The following is a 19,645-nucleotide window of genomic DNA, read 5'->3' as shown; positions in this document are numbered from 1 at the left end:
AAGTCAATTTTAATCCTCTATTAAATCTTTGTTTCTACTACGTTGTACCCAAATAATGATTCCTACTACAATTAACGCCATGGGCGACAACAGCATAAAACCGTTATTCTCGTAACCTAGGGCATACAATCCTGTTTTCTCTATAGGGTCGCCCAATACTTTTATTCCTAATAAGGTACCAGAGCCTAAAAGTTCTCTAAAAAACCCAACAATTACCAAGATTACAGCGTATCCTAGAGCGTTACCAATACCATCTAAAAACGAACGCCAAGGGCCATTCGCTAAGGCAAAGGCTTCAAAACGCCCCATAATAATACAGTTGGTAATAATTAACCCAATAAATACCGAAAGCTCTTTACTTAAAGAATAGGCATAAGCCTTAAGCACTTGGTCTACAATAATTACCAAGGCTGCTACAACGGTAAGCTGAACGATGATTCTAATTTTTGATGGGATGATATTTCTAATTAAAGAAATAACCACATTTCCTACGCCCATTACAAACAATACCGACAAAGACATTACAATAGAGGCCTTTAACTGCGCCGTAATGGCTAGGGCAGAACAGATACCTAATACCTGAATGGTAATTGGGTTATTATCGGCTAACGGATCTGTAATTAACTTGGCGTCTTTTTTTGAAAGTAATCCCATAAGATTAGTTGTTTAAATTTTTAAAATAAGGTACGTACAATGCTAAATCTCCTTTAATCATGGCAGCCACACCATCTCCGGTAATGGTTGCTCCGGCAATGGCATCGACTTCGTTATCGGTCTTGTCCTGGTTGGTTGGATCGGCATTACTTTTTGTAATGGCCACTCCTTTAAAGTTGCCATTGCTATCCAACAGATGCTCACCTATAAAGTCGTCCATAAAATAACGCTCTTTAATGTTGGCACCTAAACCAGGTGTTTCTCCTTTATGATCGAAATAAGCGCCTTGAATAACCATGTTCTTATCTAAAGCTATATAAGCCCAAACGGCATCCCAAAGTCCTTTTCCTCGTATTGGGGCAATGTAATAGGTTTTCCCATCTTTTTCCCCTATAAATAGTGGTAGTCTTCTTTTAGAAGCATCGCCTTTAGCTTGTGCCTTTTCTTTTTTAATATCCATTAAATAGGCTTCATTATCTTCGGAAACTTCGCCACCTTGGATAACTAGCTGTTTGGTGATGTACTTGTTAAATAATTCTGGAGCTACATCGGTCGATACAAAATTTGCACTTGTCTCGTCGTTTTCATTAACCCCCATAGCATACAGGATGTTTTGCTGCTTCTCCAGCTCTTTATTTTTTGTAATCGTTGGTTTTAATGACGATGCCGTAAATGCCAACAAAGCCCCAACTACAATTACCATACCTATGGCAAACAATACGGTATATACGTTGCTATCTGTTTTATTACTCATTTTAAGCTGTTTTTGCTTTTAAACGTTTCATTCTTTTCTTCACATTCCCTTGTACCACGTAGTGGTCAATCGTTGGCGCAAATACGTTCATCAATAAGATGGCTAGCATAACACCTTCTGGGTAGGCTGGGTTGAACACACGGATTAAGATTGAAATAAATCCTATTAAGAATCCGTAAATCCATTTTCCTTTATTGGTTTGTGAAGCGGTTACAGGATCGGTTGCCATGAACACAGCACCAAAGGCAAACCCACCAATTAGTAAGTGGTGCCAGAACTCGGTACTCATTAGTCCATAAAACTTGCTGCTTTCGCTAATCCAACCAGCATCGACAACGCCATTAAATATCAAGCCCATCACTAAAGCACCAACAACCGATGACAGCATAATTCTCCAGCTTCCTATTTTAGTAAAGATTAAGAACAAGCCACCTAATAAGATTAATAAGGTTGATGTTTCACCTACAGATCCTGGAATCATTCCGAAGAACATATCGGCAACCGAATAGCTGGCTTCGTGCCCTTGGGCCAAGCTTCCTAAAACGGTTTCGCCAGAAATGGCATCAACATTGGCTCCTCCAGCGATCTCTTGGGCGCGCTCTACAGCACCATGTACCCATACCTTATCGCCCGACATCCAGGTTGGATAGGCAAAGAATAAGAAGGCACGAATGGTTAAAGCAGGGTTAAGGATGTTCATTCCTGTACCACCAAAGACTTCTTTCCCAATAACCACCCCAAAGGCTACGGCTACAGCCAGCATCCATAGTGGTAAATCTATTGGTACAATTAGAGGCACTAACATCCCTGTTACCAGGTAGCCCTCTTCAATTTCATGGCCTTTAATTACGGCGAATAAAAATTCGATCGCCAAACCAACGCCATAAGACACGATTACAAGTGGCAATACTTTCCATAATCCCACCACTAAATTATCCCAGCTCCAAAATGTTGCTCCAAAAAAACCATTGGCTGCTTGGATGTCGCCTAGGGCTAAATGGTGCTGGTATCCGGCATTAAACATACCAAAAATTAAACATGGTACTAATGCCATGATTACGGTGTTCATGGTACGCTTTAAGTCGTCTGCAGCTTTAATGTGCGTCCCACCATGCGTTATTTCGTTCGGCGTATATAAAAAGGTATGGAAACCGTTAAACAACGGTGCCATCTTGGTACCATTATATTTTTCCTTTAGCTTATGTAAATTGTTTTTTAAACTCATTTATTTAAAGTTTTTCATTCTAGAAATTAAAAATGAACGATTACCCAATTTCTTTAATCATGATGTCCAGACCTTCTCTAATTATTTTTTGGTGCGGTTGTTTAGACACACACACAAATTCGGTTAGAGCGAAGTCTTCTGGGGCAACCTCGTACATTCCTAGGGCCTCCATTTCATCTAAATCTTTATACATACAGGCTTTAAGCAGTTGCATCGGGTAGATATCCAACGGAAATACTTCTTCGTAACTTCCAGTCACTACAAATGCTCTGTGCTCACCATTGGTATTGGTGTTAAGGTCGTATTTTTTCTTTGGGTTTAACCAAGAAAACGTCAAGGCTCTCGATGTCGAGATTTTATTAAAAATTGGTTTGTTCCAACCAAATAAGTCGTAATCGTCGCCTTCAGGAATTACCGTAATGGTATTGCTGTAATAATCTAAAGCACCATCTGGTTTAATGTGTTTTCCTGTTAGAACATTTCCAGAAATGATTCGCGCATTGGCGTCCTTTTCTATACCATTATCGTAAACCATAGTCGATACTTCACTACCAATTTTGGTTTTAAAATAACGTGGCGATTTAACTTCCGAACCAACCATGGCAACCACGCGCTCAGGGTTAAACTTACCTGTTAGCAACAACTCGCCTATAACAACCAAATCTTGCGGATTGATGGTCCAAACGGTCTCGCCTTTGTTTACAGGGTCTATTTTATTGATTTGCGTACCTACATTCCCCGATGGGTGTGGCCCAGATACCTTATGTAGTGTAATTCCATTTAATCCAGCCAAAGGCGAATTTGAATGTTTACCTACACTAACATGTACAGGCCCTTCGGTTAACTTCCCTAAGGCATCAATAGCAGCTTGCATTTCGGCTTCTTTCCCTTGCAACACATAATCGTAATCTGCTGCTAAAGGCGCTGAAGCATAGCCCGAAATAAAAATGGCTTTCGGTGTTTTTGCAGGATTGGCAATAACATCGTACGGACGCTGTTTGATAAACACCCAACATCCTGAAGCCAATAAATGGGCCTTAATGCTTTCGGCATCGGCCTTAGCTACATCAAACGCACCGTGGTCTACAGCGGTTTGCGATTTGTCGGCTTGGATCTTAATAGCCATAATTCGTCGTCTGGCTCCACGTACAACCTCTACAACCTCACCAGAAACAGGCGATACAAATTTCATCCCTTCAACGTCCTTGTTGTAGAATAAAGTTTCACCAGCTTTTACCTGGGTGCCTTCTTTTGCGATAAGTTTTGGAGTTATGCCGTGGAAATCTTCAGGTCTGATGGTGTAGAAATTGCTAACTATGGCATTTTCAGTAGTCTTTTCAGCTTCACCAACTAGATTGATATTCAGACCTTTCTTAATGGTAATGTCGTTTGACATAGGTTTAATTTGATATTAGTTCTCAAAAAAATCGCTGCAAATTTACGAAGTAAATAGGAAATAATGATGCTTAAACCTCGGGAGTATTTTATTTATACTTGTTCTAAATAAGGGTTTTCGTCTTAGGCACAAAAATTGCTTATCTTTACCCACAAACTGTATAAAATTCCCAATGAAACAACTCACGCTATATCTCTCTATTATTCTTTTTCAGTTTCAAGCCATTGTTGGTCAAGTGCAGGAAGTTAACCCGCCAGACTACATAAAAACCATTACCTTTAAGGGCGACACCTCAGAGAGCCAACTCCCCATTTTAACCTTAGGGGAATACTTGGTTTTAGAGTTCGATGCCCTAAACGGAGACGAAGAAGACTTTTACTACAAAATCGAGCATTACAATTACGATTGGACGCCTTCGGTCTTGGCCAGAGCAGAATTTATGGAGGGCTTCGACAACCAACGCATCAGGAATTACGAAAACTCCTTTAACACCTACCAAATCTATTCGCATTACAAGCTTACCATTCCAAACCAAAGAACCCGTGCGCTAAAGGTTTCGGGAAATTACATGCTTAATATTTACAACGACTATGACGAACTGGTTTTTTCAAGAAAATTTATGGTTCAAGAAAATATGGCTCAAGTAGGAGTTAGCATTAAACGGTCTAGAGACGTGACGTATTTAGACGAAAAACAAAGTGTTGATATTATTGTAAACTCCAACAACATTAGGTTTAACAACCCGTCCCAAACGGTAAAAACATTAATCGTACAGAACAACAACCTAACCACAGCCATATCTGGACTAAAACCACAATACACCCTGGGTAACGAGCTGATTTACAAATACACCAAAGAAACCAGCTTTTGGGGCGGAAACGAATACCTGTTCTTTGAAAACAAAGACATTCGCGCCGCAAACAACAACATTCAGTTTATCGAGTTGCACGACCTGTACAATAACTACCTCTTTACCAATGTTAGCAGAAAAAACAAACCCTATACCTACAACCCCGACATTAACGGTAATTTTGTAATTACAGCACTCGATGTTGAAAAAACAGCCATTGAAGCCGACTACGCCTGGGTACACTTTTCTCTTGTAGCCAATAACACCCTTAAAGACAAACAGGTTTACGTTTATGGCAACTTTAACAATTACGCCACCAACCAGAGCAACATCATGCATTACAACGCAGACAGCAACACCTACCAGGCCAGCATCCTTTTAAAACAAGGTTTTTACAACTATAAATACGTTACCGTCGATGCCAATGGTGTCTTGGGAGAGGGCGATGTAAGCGGCAACTACTACCAAACCGAAAACAACTATAAGGTTTTAGTATACTATCGCGATTTGGGCGCTAGGTACGACAGATTGATTGGCATTGGAGAGACCACTTCGGTAAACATCTCCAACTAAACATGTTAAAAAATTGGTTATCAAGCCTTTTTACATACACCTTATTCTAAAATTTCGTACTTTTGCGCATTCCATCTTGCATGGAGCAAACGTATGGCATATGGTACAGCAAGTTACAAAAGGCATCAAGATTTCGGTTGAAACCACATTTGAAGGGACATTTTACAAAGACTATAAAATACAATATGCTTTTGGCTACAAGGTTAGCATAGAAAATCAAGGAAAAAACACCGTGCAGCTTTCTGCAAGGCACTGGATTATTAAAGATGCCCTAAACCACACCACCATCGTTTCAGGCCCTGGGGTTATTGGACAAAAACCCATTTTAAAACCCGGCGAATCCCACACCTACAGCTCTGGCTGCTTGCTTACAGCTCCATTTGGCGCCATGAGCGGACATTACGATATGGTAGACTTTGCCACCACCTCTTATTTTAAGGTGAACATCCCCACGTTTAAACTAAGCGCACCTTTCGCAATTAATTAACCATACTTCCTATTAAAACGATAGATTGTATCGTGCTGCTCAACATGAAAAAACAGGCAGTTAGAATAGTGTACAAACGCATAGGCTTGTTGGTACCGAAACCCGTGTTGTTGCACAATAAAAATAGCATCAACATCAACATGCCCTTGGGGCGACACCCGTCTAAATCTATATTCGTTTTCAAGCGTTCCGGGATGCAACTCAAACCAGGCACCGGCAGCAATCCCAGGCAGCCATTGGGCATGCGCCACAACGTGCTCATCGCCTTTTGGCAAATGTGTGCCCACTTGCGAAACACCATGCCCCCTTAACTTATCCAGAAAACAAGCCCGGTTAATCTGCATGACCGACCCCTTAAAAACATCTACCTCACCAAACGTTGACACCTTATAAACAGCTGTTTCGGTATTTGAAAGCAGCACATTGCCCACCGTACTTGGAGTAAACCATTTTGAACGTAACAGCCGCTTTTTTATTTTTGAATCGGTTACCGATGCGATTAAAGTATCTGTAACAAAACGCGCACAATTACTGGCCGCTTTTATAAAGGCTGCATACCGTATAAAATGCAAGTCCTGCATACCATCTATAAAAGCCCGAGCTTTTTGGTAATCTATTTTTTTACACACAGATGCATACAAGGGTCCTTCACCATGAGTAAACTCTGGATGGGTTGCCAAATACCGCAAAATTGCCTTTAAATTCACCAGTTCACCTGCTACCAGTTTGGCCTGCATAGGAGGAGCTAATTCACAATCGGTATCCCTGCCCCTTACCCTACCATTAGGACGCGAGGTTATGTACCTGCCAAAATCGTGGTACTCTAAAACACCCGTTGCTTTATCTATAAGCACCAAAGCAGCATGGCCTGCTCTAACATGGGTTTTATTCCCAATGCCCAAGTACTTTAAAAAAGGAGAATACCATTCTTCGGCATGCATGACAACAGTTTCTGGATAGGCTAACGTTAAAATAATTCCAGTATCATTCATAGGCATTTCCCATTACTGGAAAAGTAGTGGTTATTGGTTCTTCTTTTTTTAAATCGTTATAAACCATTTGCAGGACGTCGTCTGTTTTTGCCACCTGTGTAATACTGGTGGTTCGCACAACACCCCGATCCATAACTACCCCATAAGTTTTATTATCCAGGTGGGTGGTTTTATGAAATTCTAAAAGCGTACGCGCCTCTAGGGTATGGCTTTTTTTAAAATCTGCAAACCAACTCTCCCGCGCCAACTTCATTTCTGGGGTATACAAGGTAGAAGACGACCAAATTCTCGGCGCCAATGGCAAAGCCTTAAAATAGGAAGTTTCACCATCCCAAACCAACTCAAAAAACCGCAAGCCAACGCTCCAATCAACAACAACAATCGTAAAAGGCTCGATCCCTTTAAAGTGAAACGTTTTTACGGCATCCTCTAGATGATCGGCCACCAACAACGCTTTAACAACCACTCCCCTACTCATGGTATACGACGCCGCACGCTGGTGTTTGGAAAACCCACCATTAAGCAAGCAAATAACCCGCTGTTTTTCGCTAGCGCCAAGCCAAGTGCCGCCAGCCAGTTTATCTTTAGGGTACAACAAGGTGGTTTGCCCCTCAACATAAAAATCTGGTGGCAACGTTTCCCGGTCTGGCGCCTCATCTCTGCTTGAGGTTAGTATAAAATCGGTTTTCCCCTTTGGAATTAGTGTTACGGTGCACATAAAACTACAGTCTCTTTTTAAGCCGTGGCAACTTACAAAAAACCAAAAACTTTTAACGCGGTTTTAGTAACTTTTCACCTTAAAAAATACTTAAAAAACCGTAACTTTGCGCCTGATTTAATTGATACTAACCCTATAAAAACACAACATATGGGAAACGGATTCTTTAATGTACCGATTGCAGTTAACGAACCAGTAAAATCTTATGCCCCAGGAAGCCCTGAGCGTGAAGAGGTTTTAGCTGCCTACAAAGCCATGTACAACAGTAAGGTTGATGTACCACTTTACATCAACGGAAAAAATATTGAGACAGGTAAAACCAGGACCATGTCTCCTCCTCACGACCACCAACATGTTGTGGGCACCTACCACCTTGCCGAAAAATCTCATATCGACGAGGCTATTGCTACGGCTTTAGAAGCTAGAAAATCATGGTCGCAATTGCCTTGGCAACAACGCGCCGGTATTTTTCTTAAAGCTGCCGAATTAATTGCCGGGCCTTACCGTGCTAAAATGAACGCAGCAACTATGATTGCGCAGTCTAAAACCATTCACCAAGCAGAAATAGATGCGGCCTGTGAAATTATTGACTTTTTGCGTTTTAACGTACAGTACATGACCGAAATTTACATGGAACAACCCGAAAGCACCAGCGATGCTTGGAACCGTGTAGAGTACCGTCCATTAGAAGGGTTTACCTATGCCGTAACGCCATTTAACTTTACTGCCATTGCAGGAAACCTGCCATCGTGTATGGCCTTAATGGGGAACGTTGTGGTTTGGAAACCAAGTAGTGCCCAAGTCTATTCGGCTAAAGTTATCATGGATGTGTTTAAGGAAGCCGGTGTACCAGACGGGGTTATTAACGTTGTTTTTGGTGACCCAGCCATGATTACCGATACCGTTTTAAACCACCCTGAGTTTTCAGGATTGCACTATACAGGATCTACCAACGTATTCCAAGACCTTTGGAAAACCATTGGAAACAACATCCACATTTACAAAACCTACCCTAAAATTGTTGGTGAAACTGGTGGTAAAGACTTTATTGTCGCGCACAAATCGGCCAACCCAAAACAAGTGGCTACTGCCATTTCTAGAGGAGCTTTCGAATTCCAAGGCCAAAAATGTAGCGCAGCTTCTAGAGCTTATATCCCTAACAACATCTGGGAAGATGTTAAAAACTACGTAATTGAAGATGTTGCCTCATTTAAAATGGGCTCTCCAGAAGATATGAGCAACTTCATTACCGCAGTGATTCACGAAGGTTCCTTCGACAAACTAGCCAAGTACATCGATCAGGCCAAAGCCGATAGCGATGCTGAAGTGATTGTTGGTGGTAATTACGACAAGTCTAAAGGGTACTTCATCCAGCCTACGGTTATTGTAACTAGCAACCCAAAATACACAACCATGTGTACTGAGTTGTTTGGTCCTGTAATGACTATTTACGTTTACGACGCCGACCAATACAGCGAAACGTTAAAACTGGTTGACGAAACAAGCGAATACGCCCTAACCGGAGCCATTATATCTAACTGCCGTTATGCTATTGAAGAAGCTACAAAAGCTTTAGAAAATGCCGCAGGTAATTTTTACATCAACGACAAACCAACCGGAGCCGTTGTTGGGCAGCAGCCATTTGGTGGCGCAAGAGCATCGGGTACAAACGATAAGGCCGGAAGCGCACAAAACCTATTGCGTTGGGTGTCGCCAAGATTGATTAAAGAAACGTTTGTAACTCCTGTAGATTACAGATATCCTTTCTTAGGGGAATAAAAACACCCTAACATACCTTATAAAAAGCCTTTAAAACACCTGTTTTAAAGGCTTTTTTTATAACCACTTCTCCAAACACCTCCGTTATTAACATCAAACTTCTTATCTTTAGTCGCAGCTATCACTTTAAAAAAACATCTTATGAAATTAAACTACTTACTCATTTTCTTACTGCATACCACCATTGCGCTGCCCCAAGCCGGGAGTGAAAGTAACATTACCAGCATACAATCAACCATTTTATACCAAGGCTTTGGCGAAACCCAAGGCCATATTGGTACAGGGGAATACAAAATTTACTACGACAATTTGGATGGTGTTCTCGACAAACCCATCTTTTTTGTGGATGGTTTTGACCCCAACGATTCTAGGAACATCCCAGCCATGTACAGCTTACTAGACTATGGCGATCCTGTAGAAAACTTAGCCGATGTAGTAAGAGACCAAGGCTTCGACCTTGTGGTTTTAAACTTCCCAACCTATACTAGGGCTGCCGATGGTGCCCAAATTAATGGCGGTGCCGATTTTATTCAGCGCAACGCCTTTATTCTTATCGAGCTCATCAACACCATCAACGCCCAAAAACAAGGCAATGAGGAAAATGTTGTTATTGGACCAAGCATGGGCGGATTAATTTCCAGATACGCCCTAAAGTATATGGAACAAAACACCCTAAACCACGACACCAGACTATATATTTCCTTCGACTCCCCCCACCTTGGCGCTAACGTTCCTATTGGCATACAGTACCTCTTTAATTATATGGTAAATGGCGACCCTGGCATTACAGAAGCCGAGCCTCTTGTTAGTGGCCTACTTAACAGTCCTGCCGCCAAACAAATGCTTATCGATCATTATTTGGGGCATGTTGACGGTTCTGGCATAGACCAAGACAACAACATAACGCACACCCCCATTGGCGCCCCCAATTTTAGAGATGCCTTTCAAACCGAACTAGATGGCATGGGATTCCCTGAAAACACGAGAAACATCACCATTGCTAATGGCAGCAACTCTGGGCAAATGACCGGCACACCCGGCCTAGAGCTTATTAATCATACCTTCGACACGGGGCAACAATCTGGGTTTGACACCCAAGCAACCATACAACTGCATTTTGCACCAAGCGCCAACCAAACGATTACGGTAACCGATTTTCTTGGTGAAATCAATCTTTTTGGCAGTTGGGTTCCCGCTATGTTTTATTCGGCTGATGCCATGGCTACAGCCTCTTCTGATGGCCTGGACAGCGCGCCTGGCGGGCAGTTTGACATGCATGCCTTTGACGATGGCTCGAATGCCATGATTACCGAATTTGTAAACAACCTAAACTCGCAGTACTTCTGCTTTATTCCAACGCTTAGTGCGCTAGCCATAACAGACAACAACTGGTACGCCTCACCCAATTTAAACAACGCCCCGTTTGACGATGCATTTGTACCAACCGATAACGAACCCCACGTTACGCTAACCGAGCCCAACATTACTTTTGCTTTGAACGAAATATTACAAGGCACTTTATCGGTAGAAGACCTGATTGCAACTAAAGACATCATTACACTAAGGCAAAATCCTGTTTTAGGACAACGCCTCAAGTTATATAGTAACACAGTTCATAAACAGGCAAGCATTCATATTAATGACATGACAGGAAAACAAGTTTTTAAAAGCATGTTAGACCTTCAAGAACAGGCCGACATCCCGATATCGTTAGCCTCTGGCATGTATCTCTTAGAGGTTACCACCCAAAAGGGAACCGCATTAAAAACCAAACTGCTGGTTAAATAAGGTACCGTACATCAAAAAAGCGCTTTGTGTGACACAAAGCGCTTTTTTTATCCTTTAAACTTTATGGGCAAATGCACCACTTTTTTTGTTTCAAAAAAGGGTTCCGAAAAAAAGCTGGACAACTCATAAAGTGTTGCTGCCCGATAGTCTTGTAATTCCTCTGAAAGGTCGCCGCCTTTTAAATAAAGAATCCCATTTTTAAGGTCGTTTGTTTGGGTTTTGGCCACTTTGCCTTTAATCCATCTTACAAATGTAGGCATGGCCGCTACGGCTCTACTAACAATAAAATCGTAAGTCTCATCTATCTCCTCTACCCGCGTGTGGGTTGTTTTAACATTTTCAAGCCCCAGTCCTGCTACAACCTCGTCAACTACCTTGAGCTTTTTTCCTATGCTATCTACCAAATGAAACCTGCACTCCGGAAACATAATAGCCAAAGGAATGCCCGGAAACCCACCACCTGTACCAACATCCATAATGCGCGTACCGGGTTTAAATTGAATAACCTTGGCAATTCCCAAAGAGTGCAGTACATGCCTTAAATAAAGCTCTTCTATGTCTTTTCTAGACACTACATTTATTTTCAAATTCCAGTCCTGATACAAGTTCTCTAGGGCTTTAAATTGTTGTATTTGAGTCTTGGTAAGATTAGGGAAATAGTTTAGGATGAGCTCCATGCCGTGTAATTTTCGACAAAAATAAACAATTTATCGTGTATATTTTATGAAAACTTTGGCCTGCAAGCATGAGATATTAATTATATTTGGCACCTAAAACAGTTTAAGCCATACGGCTTCAATAGATTAAAAATCTTACAGATGTCAAATCAAACCCTTTCGTTCTCAAGAACAGATTCAGCAAAATTCTTCAGAACGCTTAATAAACGCGTTAATAATTATTTCAAGGAAAACAACATAAAACGTACAGGTAACTGGAAATTATGGGTAAAAACCATTGTGATGTTCTCCTTATTTTTAACCCCTTACTTTTTACTGTTAACCCTAGACATTCCCGGTTGGGCCCAATTGCTTTTAACTATTGTTATGGGTATTGGTATGGCCGGTGTGGGCATGAATGTTATGCACGACGGGAACCATGGTTCGTTCTCGAACAAAGCCTGGATTAACCGATTGATGGGAAGCAGTATTTATATTTTAGCAGGAAATGTTTACAACTGGAAAGTACAACACAATGTATTGCACCATACTTATACAAACATCCATGGTCATGACGAAGACCTAGAAGCCGGACGTATTTTAAGATTCTCAGAACATGCCGAATGGCGCTGGCACCACAAATTTCAGCACTACTACTCTGTATTGCTTTATGGTTTGTTAACCATTAACTGGGCCATCACCACCGATTGGCAGCAAATGAAACGCTACATGAAACGCAAACTGTCTTACGGGCAGTTTCCAAATCCTGTTTGGAACTGGAGTAAATTGGTTATCTCAAAACTTATTTACATTGCTGTTTGGATTGTACTTCCTATGCTAATTTTAGACATTGTATGGTGGAAAATTCTTTTAGGCTTCTTTATCATGCACTATACGGCCGGACTTATTTTAAGTGTTATTTTTCAATTGGCTCACGTTATGGAAGAGGCCGAAATGCCCCTACCAGAAAAAAGCGGGACTATGAAAAACTCTTGGGCCATCCACCAATTAAAAACCACGGTAAACTTTTCAACAAAAAACAAACTGGTTAATTGGTTTACAGGCGGGCTAAACCACCAAGTAGAACACCACATTTTCCCACACATTAGCCATGTGCATTACACTAAAATCTCTAAAATTGTTAGAGAAACCGCTAAAGAATTTAATTTACCTTATAACGAATACAAAACCACAAGAAAAGCCATTGCAGCCCACTTTAAATACCTAAAGGACATGGGAGCAAAACCTGTAACTGCTTAATTTTTTTTGCATGAACAACCAACTTTCTAACCGGATTAACAGCTTACCTACATCGGCCACTTTAGCCATGGCCGCTAAAGCTAGGGAACTTAAAGAGCAAGGCGTTGATATTATTGGCCTAAGCCTTGGAGAGCCCGATTTTAACACCCCAGAATATATTAAGGAGGCCGCTATTCAAGCCATTGAAGACAATTACAATTCCTACACTCCTGTAGACGGTTATGCCGACTTGAAAGCAGCTGTAGCGCTTAAATTTAAAAGGGATAACGGTCTGGACTACAAACCCAATCAGATTGTGGTGTCTACTGGAGCAAAACAAGCCATTGCCAATGTTGCCCAGGTGCTTTTAAACCCCGGCGACGAGGTCCTATTGCCCGCGCCTTATTGGGTAAGCTATTCGGCCATAGCCATGCTATGCGAAGCCAGCTTTAAAGAAATCCCTTCAACCATTGAAAACGATTTCAAGATTACCCCAGAGCAATTGGCGGCTGCCATTACCCCAAAAACCAAAATGGTGTTTTTCAATTCGCCCAACAATCCTAGTGGTAGCATTTATTCTGAAGCAGAATACCGCGCTCTAGCAGAAGTTTTGGAAGACCACCCGAATATTTTCATCCTTTCAGATGAAATTTACGAACATATTAATTACGGCCCTAAAATGTTCAGTTTTGCGGCCATTCCCAGCATGTACGACCGCACCATTACGGTTAACGGTCTCGCCAAGGCTTTTGCCATGACCGGCTGGCGAATTGGTTACATTGGCGCCCCAGAGTGGATTGCCAAGGCCTGTACAAAAATGCAAGGCCAAATTACCTCTGGCACCAACTGTATTGCGCAACGCGCTGCAATAACCGCGCTAACGGAAGCTCCAGAACGCATTCAATTTATGGTTGATGAGTTTAAAACCCGAAGAGATCTTATTCTAGATTTGCTTAATGATATTGAAGGGTTTAAAACCAACGTTCCAGAAGGTGCCTTTTACGTGTTTCCAAACATCTCCCATTACTTTGGTAAAACATTGCGAGGCAAGACCATTACTAATGCAACCGACTTCTCGTTATATTTATTAGAAGAAGCTCATGTGGCCACGGTAACCGGCGAAGCATTTGGCAATAAAGATTGCATACGCCTGTCCTACGCTGCTTCTAAAGAACAGATTATTGAAGCCCTAAAACGCATTAAAGAAGTCGTAAGCTAAAAAACAACAACTAATCCATAGGTTATCTTAAAAAAGAATCTGCATAAGCCCTGTAGATTCTTTTTTATTTTTATCTATTCCGCCAGAAGAAAGGGGTTAGCAAGATTAAAACGGTAAAGAGTTCCAAACGCCCGATCAGCATTAAAAACGACGCCCACCATTTGCCCAAGCCCGGAAGGGCCGCATAATTATTTACTGGGCCAAATTCGCCCAATGCCGGACCAACATTCCCCAAACTAGACGCAGCCAGACCCACGGCCGACTTAAAGTCTATACCAAGCATTGAAAACACCAAGGCGCCCACAATAAACGAGAGCATATAGAGAATAAAAAACCCTTGAATGTTAAAAACAATGTCTCCAGGAATTGATTTTTTATTATATCGAAGCGGCAAAATGGCGTTGGGGTGCAGGGCCCGCTTAAATTCTAAAAAACCGTTCTCTATCAACATTAAATGCCGCACCACCTTAACACCTCCCGAGGTACTTCCCGCCGAGCCTCCTAAAAACATTAGTCCAAAGAAGAACACCACCAAAAATGGGGTCCATAGCGTATAGTCTGCCGTTACAAATCCGGTGGTGGTTACTATGGCCAACACCTGAAACAGCGCATGCCTAAAGGCACTCTCGGCCTCGCCCCAAACCATGGGATGGGCTATGGACGATTTAGACACATCGGCTTGAAAATAAATTATGGTTGCCGCAATTAACGTAAAAGCGACTATAAACCTAAAATACAATTTAAACTCGCCATCCTGAAGCACCTTTTGCACTTTCCCTTTAAACGCAAAATAACTCAGCACAAAATTGGTTCCTGCCAAAAACATAAACACAATAATAATGTACTGAATAATAGGCTGGTCGTTCCAATGGGCTACACTGGCATTTTTGGTAGAAAACCCACCTGTAGACAGCGTACATAGTGCGTGGTTAATGGCATCGAAAAAAGACATGCCCGCCACCTTAAGCAAAATGGTCTCTGCGGCCGTATATCCAAAATAAATAAGCCACAACCGCTTGGCGGTATCGGTAATTCTGGGATGCAGTTTATCGGCACTAGGCCCAGGCGCTTCGGCAGCAAACATTTGCATGCCGCCAATACCCAATAGAGGTAAGACGGCTACGGCTAGGACAATAATTCCCATACCCCCAATCCAATGGGTTAGGCTTCGCCAAAACAACACCCCTTTGGGAATTGCTTCAATATCGTTTAAAATGGAAGCGCCCGTGGTGGTATACCCCGACATGGTCTCGAAAAAAGCATTGGTAAAACTGGGAATTGCCCCGGTAATCACGTACGGGAGCGTTCCCGACAGCGACATAATAATCCAACCAAAGGCCACGACCACATATCCCTCACGCTTGTTCATTTCCTTTTTATGGTCCTTGGTGTTGTACATTAAAAGTAGGCCTGTAAAAATGGTTAAGGCTCCAGCTGCAAACACCCCTAAAGTTGCCCCATCCTTATAGATTAAGCTTATTAAAGAGGCCAATAGCATAAACCCGCCATTGAAGAGCAACAACAGGCCAAAAAAATGAAAGATAATCTTATAATTAAGCTTCATTTTATAGGAAGAATTTTTCTACTTGTTTTATCGATCTTGGCAAACAACAAACAACTACCATATCGCCTTTACTAATTTTAAAATCGCCAAGGGCAATATGCCCCTTACCATCCCTAATAACGCCACCTATAATGGCCGATCTTGGGAAGTCAATGTCTTTAATATACCTGTTACACACCTTAGAGGTTGGTTTCACCTTAAACTCCAGCAGCTCGGCATTCATATTGTTAAGGCGGGTCATGGCGACAACCTCTCCTTTTCTTATATATCTAAAAATATTGTTGGCTGCAAGCAGTTTTTTATTGATTAAGGTATCGATCCCAATAGATTGGGACAGCTCGAAATAATCCATATTTTCAACCAAGGCTATGGTTTTCTTCACACCTTTGGATTTGGCCACCAAGCAAGACATGATGTTGGTTTCCGAATTGCCCGTTACAGCAATAAAAGCGTCCATGTCGGTAATATTCTCTTCCTCCAGCACATCAACATTTCGTCCGTCGCCATTAATAACCAAGGTTTTTGGCAAGCCATCGGCGAGATCAAAAGCCCGCTCGCGGTCTTTTTCTATAAGCTTTACATTGGTGGTTTTACTTAAATCCCTAGCCGATTTATACCCAATTTTACTACCCCCTAAAATCATGACATTCTTAATCTCGGCATTCACCTTTCCAGTCATGCGGCACAGCTCTTCGGCACCGCCTTCGCTTGTAATAAAAACCACACTATCGCCGTCTTTAAACTGGGTATCGCCGCGAGGAATAATGGTATACTGCGTTCCAAAGCGTTGTATGGCTATGGGCACAAAGTGTATTTCCGGAAAAATCTCGGCAGCCTCCTTAACCGTTTTACCAACAAAAGCCGCTGTTCTGGATAGGTTTAACCCAAACATGGTCAGGGCGCCTTCCTCAAACTCATAACTATCGTTAAAAGCCGATTGGTTTAGCAACAGTTCAATTTCAGAAGCGGCCAAAGCTTCTGGAGAGATGAGCTCATCAATTCCCAGTGTGGTAAAGGCGATTTCGTCTTTGTGGTGTACAAACTCCGTATTAGAAATTCTCGCAATGGTACGCTTAGCCCCTAAACGCTTTCCTAAAACGCAAACGGTAATGTTTGTGGTTTCAGAAGAGGTTACGGCAATAAGCAAGTCGGTATTTTCTATACGTGCCTCCTTTAAAATGGAAATAGAGGTCGCATCGCCCCTAATCACCTTAATATCCAAATGCGTATCGGCATAGTTAAGGCTTTCCTTGTTAACATCAATTAATGTGATTTCCTGAGATTCGTAAGATAATAATTTTGCCAAATGAAATCCGACTTCACCTGCTCCTGCAATAATTATTTTCATTTTTCTTGTACTATTGGGAACACAAATATACAGCAAAAATACTTGAGGGATAAAAATTTACGGCATATAATTATTACGCCCGCCATTGCAAAATGGCACTTGAAAAGGTTATATTTGACAAAAATTTTGAAACGATTGGGAAAAGTAAAACCTTATAAGGACAGTGATTTAAAAAAGAAAGAGCAAGTCACCAAAATGTTCGACAACATTTCTGGTGGTTACGACAGCCTTAACCGTGTTATTTCTTTTGGGATTGATATTAAATGGCGGAACCGAGTTGTAGCGATGGTAAAACAATCCCATCCAGAATCTATCTTGGATATTGCAACAGGAACGGGCGACCTAGCCATTAGTCTGGCCAAAACCGATGCCCCGAACATTGTAGGGCTGGATATTAGCAGCGGCATGTTGGAGATAGGCAAGAAAAAAGTACACGAAAAAAAACTGGACAACCGTATTGAAATGGTGCTGGGCGATTCTGAAAAGCTGCCTTTTGAAGACCATACCTTCGATGCCATTACCGTGGCCTTTGGCGTAAGAAATTTTGAAGACCTCGACCAAGGGCTATCAGAAATTCTTAGGGTTTTAAAACCCGGTGGTATTTTTGTTATTCTAGAAACCTCGGTGCCTACAAAAACGCCGTTTAAGCAAGGCTACAACCTATACACCAAACACATTATGCCGCTAATTGGCAAACTCTTTTCTAAAGATAAAAGTGCTTATAAGTACCTAAGCGATTCGGCATCGGTTTTTCCTCATGGCGAAGCTTTAAACAATATTTTACGAAAAATTGGGTTTATACAAGTTGAAAACTTCCCACAAACTTTGGGTGTAGCAACAATTTATAAATCATCGAAAAAGTAACATGAAGCATTTTTTTTATATCGCAGCGCTTGTGTTGATGTCGCAATCGGTTTCTGCCCAACTCTTCAGCAAAGAACGTATTAGGAATCTCGATAATTTCGACAAAAAATTCTTGAGCTACGGCTACTTCTTGGGCTTTAACAGCTATGATTTTAATTTTGATTACAAGGTTGACCGAAAAGACATTTTGGTTAACAAAACCACAGGCTTTAATGTTGGACTGGTTGGTAACATGCGCGTTAACAACTACATTGATTTAAGACTGGAACCAGGCTTGTACATGACGACTCGTAACTTGGAATACCACCCCAGTTATTTTCAAGGTCTGGAATACACCGACTCCGATTTGGAGCGCGAAATTAAATCGACCTACATTCACATCCCGCTCTTGTTAAAGCTCTCTACAAAACGTCTTAACAATTTTAAACCGTTTATTGTTGGCGGGATTTCTACCGCTTTAAACCTATCGAGTAACGAGGACAACCCCGACGATAACAGCAATGGAAAGTTTAGAACCAAAAGCAGCATGTATTTTTACGAAATTGGGTTTGGGATTGACTTTTACCTGTACTGGTTTAAATTTACGCCTTCCATTCGTGGGGTATTTGCCCTTAACGACGAGGTTGTTAGAGACTACGATCCCAACAGCCCTTGGACCGGCAATATAGAAACCATGAAAACCCGCGGGGTGTTTATTAACTTCACCTTCCAGTAGCCCGTTTAAACTCGCTTAATAAGATGGCTGTGGCCGTGGCCACATTTAAGCTTTCGGTTTCTTGATGAACACCAAATTGCGGAATGGCTAATTTTTCGGTAATGCAGGCCTTTATACCTGCCGAAATGCCATTAGCCTCATTTCCCATAACCAAGATGCCCTGTTGCGGCAGGGATTTACCATACACGTTTTCGCCATCCATAAAAGCGCCAAACACAGGCTGTTTGGATGCGCCTAAAAAGGTCTCTAAGTCGCGATAACACAGCCGCACCCGTTTAATAGACCCCATAGTGGCCTGAATAACCTTGGGGTTATAACAATCTACCGTGTTTAAACTACACACCAATTGGGTTACCCCAAACCAATCGCAAAGCCTGATAATGGTTCCCAAATTCCCTGGGTCTTGAATCCCATCTAAAGCAACGGTAAGCCCTTCTTGAGCATTTGCCAGCTCTTGTTCTTCGGGCATGCTAAATAACGCTAGAGCCGTATTGGGCGACTTTAAAAAACTAATTTTATTCAATTCGGCAGGGCTAATACGCGTTTCATAGGCGGTAGCAACCCCATCAAAAGGTGCCGTTGTAAACACCTGGTGCAGCTTAAACTCGGAGTTTAAAAGCTCGCCAATGGTCTTTATGCCCTCGGCAACAAAAAGCCGATGTTTTTGCCTATACTTTTTTTGACCTAAGCTGTTTATTAATTTTATTTGATTTTTAGATAACATTAAAAGGTGTTTCAATAGTTTTTCGGGTAAATAATGTATTTTTGACTTGGTTGTTAGGTAATAGACCTAACACAACATACAGCCTTTAAAACTAATCATT

At 41.7% G+C, this 19,645-nt stretch carries 18 protein-coding genes; 8 read left to right on the top strand and 10 right to left on the bottom strand.

Annotation, left to right across the window (positions count from 1 at the left end):
• Nucleotides 1-9 precede the first annotated feature (9 nt).
• From IA57_RS07530 to IA57_RS07515, 4 genes are read right to left on the bottom strand one after another with little or no spacing between them, the layout of a single operon-like run.
• Nucleotides 10-654 carry an NADH:ubiquinone reductase (Na(+)-transporting) subunit D gene (locus IA57_RS07530; RefSeq protein ID WP_036121554.1) on the bottom strand — a complete coding sequence of 215 codons (645 nt, stop codon included), beginning with the start codon at nt 652-654 and terminating at the stop codon, nt 10-12.
• 4 nt (nt 655-658) lie between these two features.
• Nucleotides 659-1,408: a Na(+)-translocating NADH-quinone reductase subunit C gene (locus tag IA57_RS07525; protein WP_036121551.1), complete on the bottom strand. Its 750-nt coding sequence runs from the start codon at nt 1,406-1,408 to the stop codon at nt 659-661.
• Between the two features lies 1 nt (nt 1,409).
• A complete protein-coding gene (locus IA57_RS07520; RefSeq protein WP_036121548.1) occupies nt 1,410-2,633 on the bottom strand; it encodes an NADH:ubiquinone reductase (Na(+)-transporting) subunit B in 1,224 nt (407 codons plus the stop codon).
• A 40-nt stretch (nt 2,634-2,673) separates the two neighbouring features.
• Complete coding sequence (locus IA57_RS07515) at nt 2,674-4,029, bottom strand: Na(+)-translocating NADH-quinone reductase subunit A (RefSeq protein ID WP_036121546.1); 1,356 nt, start codon at nt 4,027-4,029, stop codon at nt 2,674-2,676.
• A 172-nt stretch (nt 4,030-4,201) separates the two neighbouring features.
• Here IA57_RS07515 and IA57_RS07510 point away from each other — a divergent pair, with 172 nt between their 5' ends.
• Nucleotides 4,202-5,452: a type IX secretion system plug protein gene (locus IA57_RS07510; RefSeq protein ID WP_036121543.1), complete on the top strand. Its 1,251-nt coding sequence runs from the start codon at nt 4,202-4,204 to the stop codon at nt 5,450-5,452.
• Between the two features lie 100 nt (nt 5,453-5,552).
• On the top strand, nt 5,553-5,939 hold the full coding sequence (apaG, locus tag IA57_RS07505; protein ID WP_036121540.1) for a Co2+/Mg2+ efflux protein ApaG: 387 nt from the start codon (nt 5,553-5,555) through the stop codon (nt 5,937-5,939).
• Here apaG and IA57_RS07500 read toward each other — a convergent pair.
• Both IA57_RS07500 and IA57_RS07495 read right to left on the bottom strand, forming a co-directional pair.
• Nucleotides 5,936-6,931, bottom strand: coding sequence for a DUF6695 family protein (locus tag IA57_RS07500; RefSeq protein WP_036121538.1), 996 nt, complete (start codon nt 6,929-6,931; stop codon nt 5,936-5,938). The two genes, apaG and IA57_RS07500, sit on opposite strands and share 4 nt — an antisense overlap.
• The gene (locus IA57_RS07495; RefSeq protein WP_036121536.1) at nt 6,924-7,649 is read right to left on the bottom strand and encodes an NRDE family protein; all 726 of its coding nucleotides are present in this window, start codon (nt 7,647-7,649) and stop codon (nt 6,924-6,926) included. Before IA57_RS07495 ends, IA57_RS07500 begins: the two co-directional genes overlap by 8 nt.
• A 150-nt stretch (nt 7,650-7,799) precedes the next feature.
• Between IA57_RS07495 and pruA the strand changes: the two genes are divergently transcribed.
• Both pruA and IA57_RS07485 read left to right on the top strand, forming a co-directional pair.
• Complete coding sequence (gene pruA, locus IA57_RS07490; protein WP_036123181.1) at nt 7,800-9,428, top strand: L-glutamate gamma-semialdehyde dehydrogenase; 1,629 nt, start codon at nt 7,800-7,802, stop codon at nt 9,426-9,428.
• A gap of 141 nt (nt 9,429-9,569) precedes the next feature.
• Nucleotides 9,570-11,216, top strand: a complete 1,647-nt coding sequence (locus tag IA57_RS07485; RefSeq protein WP_036121534.1) for a T9SS type A sorting domain-containing protein — start codon at nt 9,570-9,572, stop codon at nt 11,214-11,216.
• 47 nt (nt 11,217-11,263) lie between these two features.
• On the opposite strand, the gene rsmG is transcribed toward IA57_RS07485, so the two are convergent.
• Nucleotides 11,264-11,893 carry a 16S rRNA (guanine(527)-N(7))-methyltransferase RsmG gene (gene rsmG, locus IA57_RS07480; protein WP_036121532.1) on the bottom strand — a complete coding sequence of 210 codons (630 nt, stop codon included), beginning with the start codon at nt 11,891-11,893 and terminating at the stop codon, nt 11,264-11,266.
• Between the two features lie 141 nt (nt 11,894-12,034).
• Here rsmG and IA57_RS07475 point away from each other — a divergent pair, with 141 nt between their 5' ends.
• Both IA57_RS07475 and IA57_RS07470 read left to right on the top strand, forming a co-directional pair.
• Entirely contained in the window at nt 12,035-13,132 is a 1,098-nt protein-coding gene (locus tag IA57_RS07475) for a fatty acid desaturase family protein (RefSeq protein WP_036121529.1), read from the top strand.
• 10 nt (nt 13,133-13,142) lie between these two features.
• Entirely contained in the window at nt 13,143-14,330 is a 1,188-nt protein-coding gene (locus IA57_RS07470; protein ID WP_188358222.1) for a pyridoxal phosphate-dependent aminotransferase, read from the top strand.
• Nucleotides 14,331-14,400: 70 nt separating this feature from the next.
• On the opposite strand, the gene IA57_RS07465 is transcribed toward IA57_RS07470, so the two are convergent.
• Nucleotides 14,401-15,894, bottom strand: a complete 1,494-nt coding sequence (locus IA57_RS07465; RefSeq protein ID WP_036121525.1) for a TrkH family potassium uptake protein — start codon at nt 15,892-15,894, stop codon at nt 14,401-14,403.
• Between the two features lies 1 nt (nt 15,895).
• Nucleotides 15,896-17,242, bottom strand: coding sequence for a Trk system potassium transporter TrkA (gene trkA / locus IA57_RS07460; RefSeq protein WP_036121522.1), 1,347 nt, complete (start codon nt 17,240-17,242; stop codon nt 15,896-15,898).
• 135 nt (nt 17,243-17,377) lie between these two features.
• Here trkA and ubiE point away from each other — a divergent pair, with 135 nt between their 5' ends.
• Complete coding sequence (ubiE, locus tag IA57_RS07455; protein ID WP_036121519.1) at nt 17,378-18,106, top strand: bifunctional demethylmenaquinone methyltransferase/2-methoxy-6-polyprenyl-1,4-benzoquinol methylase UbiE; 729 nt, start codon at nt 17,378-17,380, stop codon at nt 18,104-18,106.
• Nucleotide 18,107: 1 nt separating this feature from the next.
• Nucleotides 18,108-18,821 carry a type IX secretion/gliding motility protein PorT/SprT gene (gene porT / locus IA57_RS07450; protein WP_036121516.1) on the top strand — a complete coding sequence of 238 codons (714 nt, stop codon included), beginning with the start codon at nt 18,108-18,110 and terminating at the stop codon, nt 18,819-18,821.
• Here the strand turns inward: porT and IA57_RS07445 are convergent.
• Nucleotides 18,808-19,545 carry an RNA methyltransferase gene (locus IA57_RS07445; protein WP_036121514.1) on the bottom strand — a complete coding sequence of 246 codons (738 nt, stop codon included), beginning with the start codon at nt 19,543-19,545 and terminating at the stop codon, nt 18,808-18,810. The two genes, porT and IA57_RS07445, sit on opposite strands and share 14 nt — an antisense overlap.
• Between the last annotated feature and the right edge of the window lie 100 nt (nt 19,546-19,645).

Origin of the sequence: Mangrovimonas yunxiaonensis (assembly GCF_000733475.1) — a bacterium.
Taxonomy (GTDB): Bacteria; Bacteroidota; Bacteroidia; order Flavobacteriales; family Flavobacteriaceae; genus Mangrovimonas; species Mangrovimonas yunxiaonensis.
The sequence above is the reverse complement of the archived record's forward strand: the minus strand, read 5'-3'. Positions and strand labels throughout refer to the sequence as shown.

What these genes read in the sequence shown, in the direction of transcription:
- IA57_RS07475 (WP_036121529.1), top strand. Translation starts at nt 12,035, where the DNA reads ATGTCAAATCAAACCCTTTCGTTCTCAAGAACAGATTCAGCAAAATTC.
- rsmG (WP_036121532.1), bottom strand. Translation starts at nt 11,893, where the DNA reads ATGGAGCTCATCCTAAACTATTTCCCTAATCTTACCAAGACTCAAATA.
- IA57_RS07530 (WP_036121554.1), bottom strand. Translation starts at nt 654, where the DNA reads ATGGGATTACTTTCAAAAAAAGACGCCAAGTTAATTACAGATCCGTTA.
- IA57_RS07510 (WP_036121543.1), top strand. Translation starts at nt 4,202, where the DNA reads ATGAAACAACTCACGCTATATCTCTCTATTATTCTTTTTCAGTTTCAA.
- IA57_RS07520 (WP_036121548.1), bottom strand. Translation starts at nt 2,633, where the DNA reads ATGAGTTTAAAAAACAATTTACATAAGCTAAAGGAAAAATATAATGGT.
- apaG (WP_036121540.1), top strand. Translation starts at nt 5,553, where the DNA reads ATGGTACAGCAAGTTACAAAAGGCATCAAGATTTCGGTTGAAACCACA.
- IA57_RS07515 (WP_036121546.1), bottom strand. Translation starts at nt 4,029, where the DNA reads ATGTCAAACGACATTACCATTAAGAAAGGTCTGAATATCAATCTAGTT.
- IA57_RS07525 (WP_036121551.1), bottom strand. Translation starts at nt 1,408, where the DNA reads ATGAGTAATAAAACAGATAGCAACGTATATACCGTATTGTTTGCCATA.
- trkA (WP_036121522.1), bottom strand. Translation starts at nt 17,242, where the DNA reads ATGAAAATAATTATTGCAGGAGCAGGTGAAGTCGGATTTCATTTGGCA.
- IA57_RS07485 (WP_036121534.1), top strand. Translation starts at nt 9,570, where the DNA reads ATGAAATTAAACTACTTACTCATTTTCTTACTGCATACCACCATTGCG.
- IA57_RS07495 (WP_036121536.1), bottom strand. Translation starts at nt 7,649, where the DNA reads ATGTGCACCGTAACACTAATTCCAAAGGGGAAAACCGATTTTATACTA.
- IA57_RS07500 (WP_036121538.1), bottom strand. Translation starts at nt 6,931, where the DNA reads ATGAATGATACTGGAATTATTTTAACGTTAGCCTATCCAGAAACTGTT.
- IA57_RS07445 (WP_036121514.1), bottom strand. Translation starts at nt 19,545, where the DNA reads ATGTTATCTAAAAATCAAATAAAATTAATAAACAGCTTAGGTCAAAAA.
- pruA (WP_036123181.1), top strand. Translation starts at nt 7,800, where the DNA reads ATGGGAAACGGATTCTTTAATGTACCGATTGCAGTTAACGAACCAGTA.
- IA57_RS07470 (WP_188358222.1), top strand. Translation starts at nt 13,143, where the DNA reads ATGAACAACCAACTTTCTAACCGGATTAACAGCTTACCTACATCGGCC.
- porT (WP_036121516.1), top strand. Translation starts at nt 18,108, where the DNA reads ATGAAGCATTTTTTTTATATCGCAGCGCTTGTGTTGATGTCGCAATCG.
- IA57_RS07465 (WP_036121525.1), bottom strand. Translation starts at nt 15,894, where the DNA reads ATGAAGCTTAATTATAAGATTATCTTTCATTTTTTTGGCCTGTTGTTG.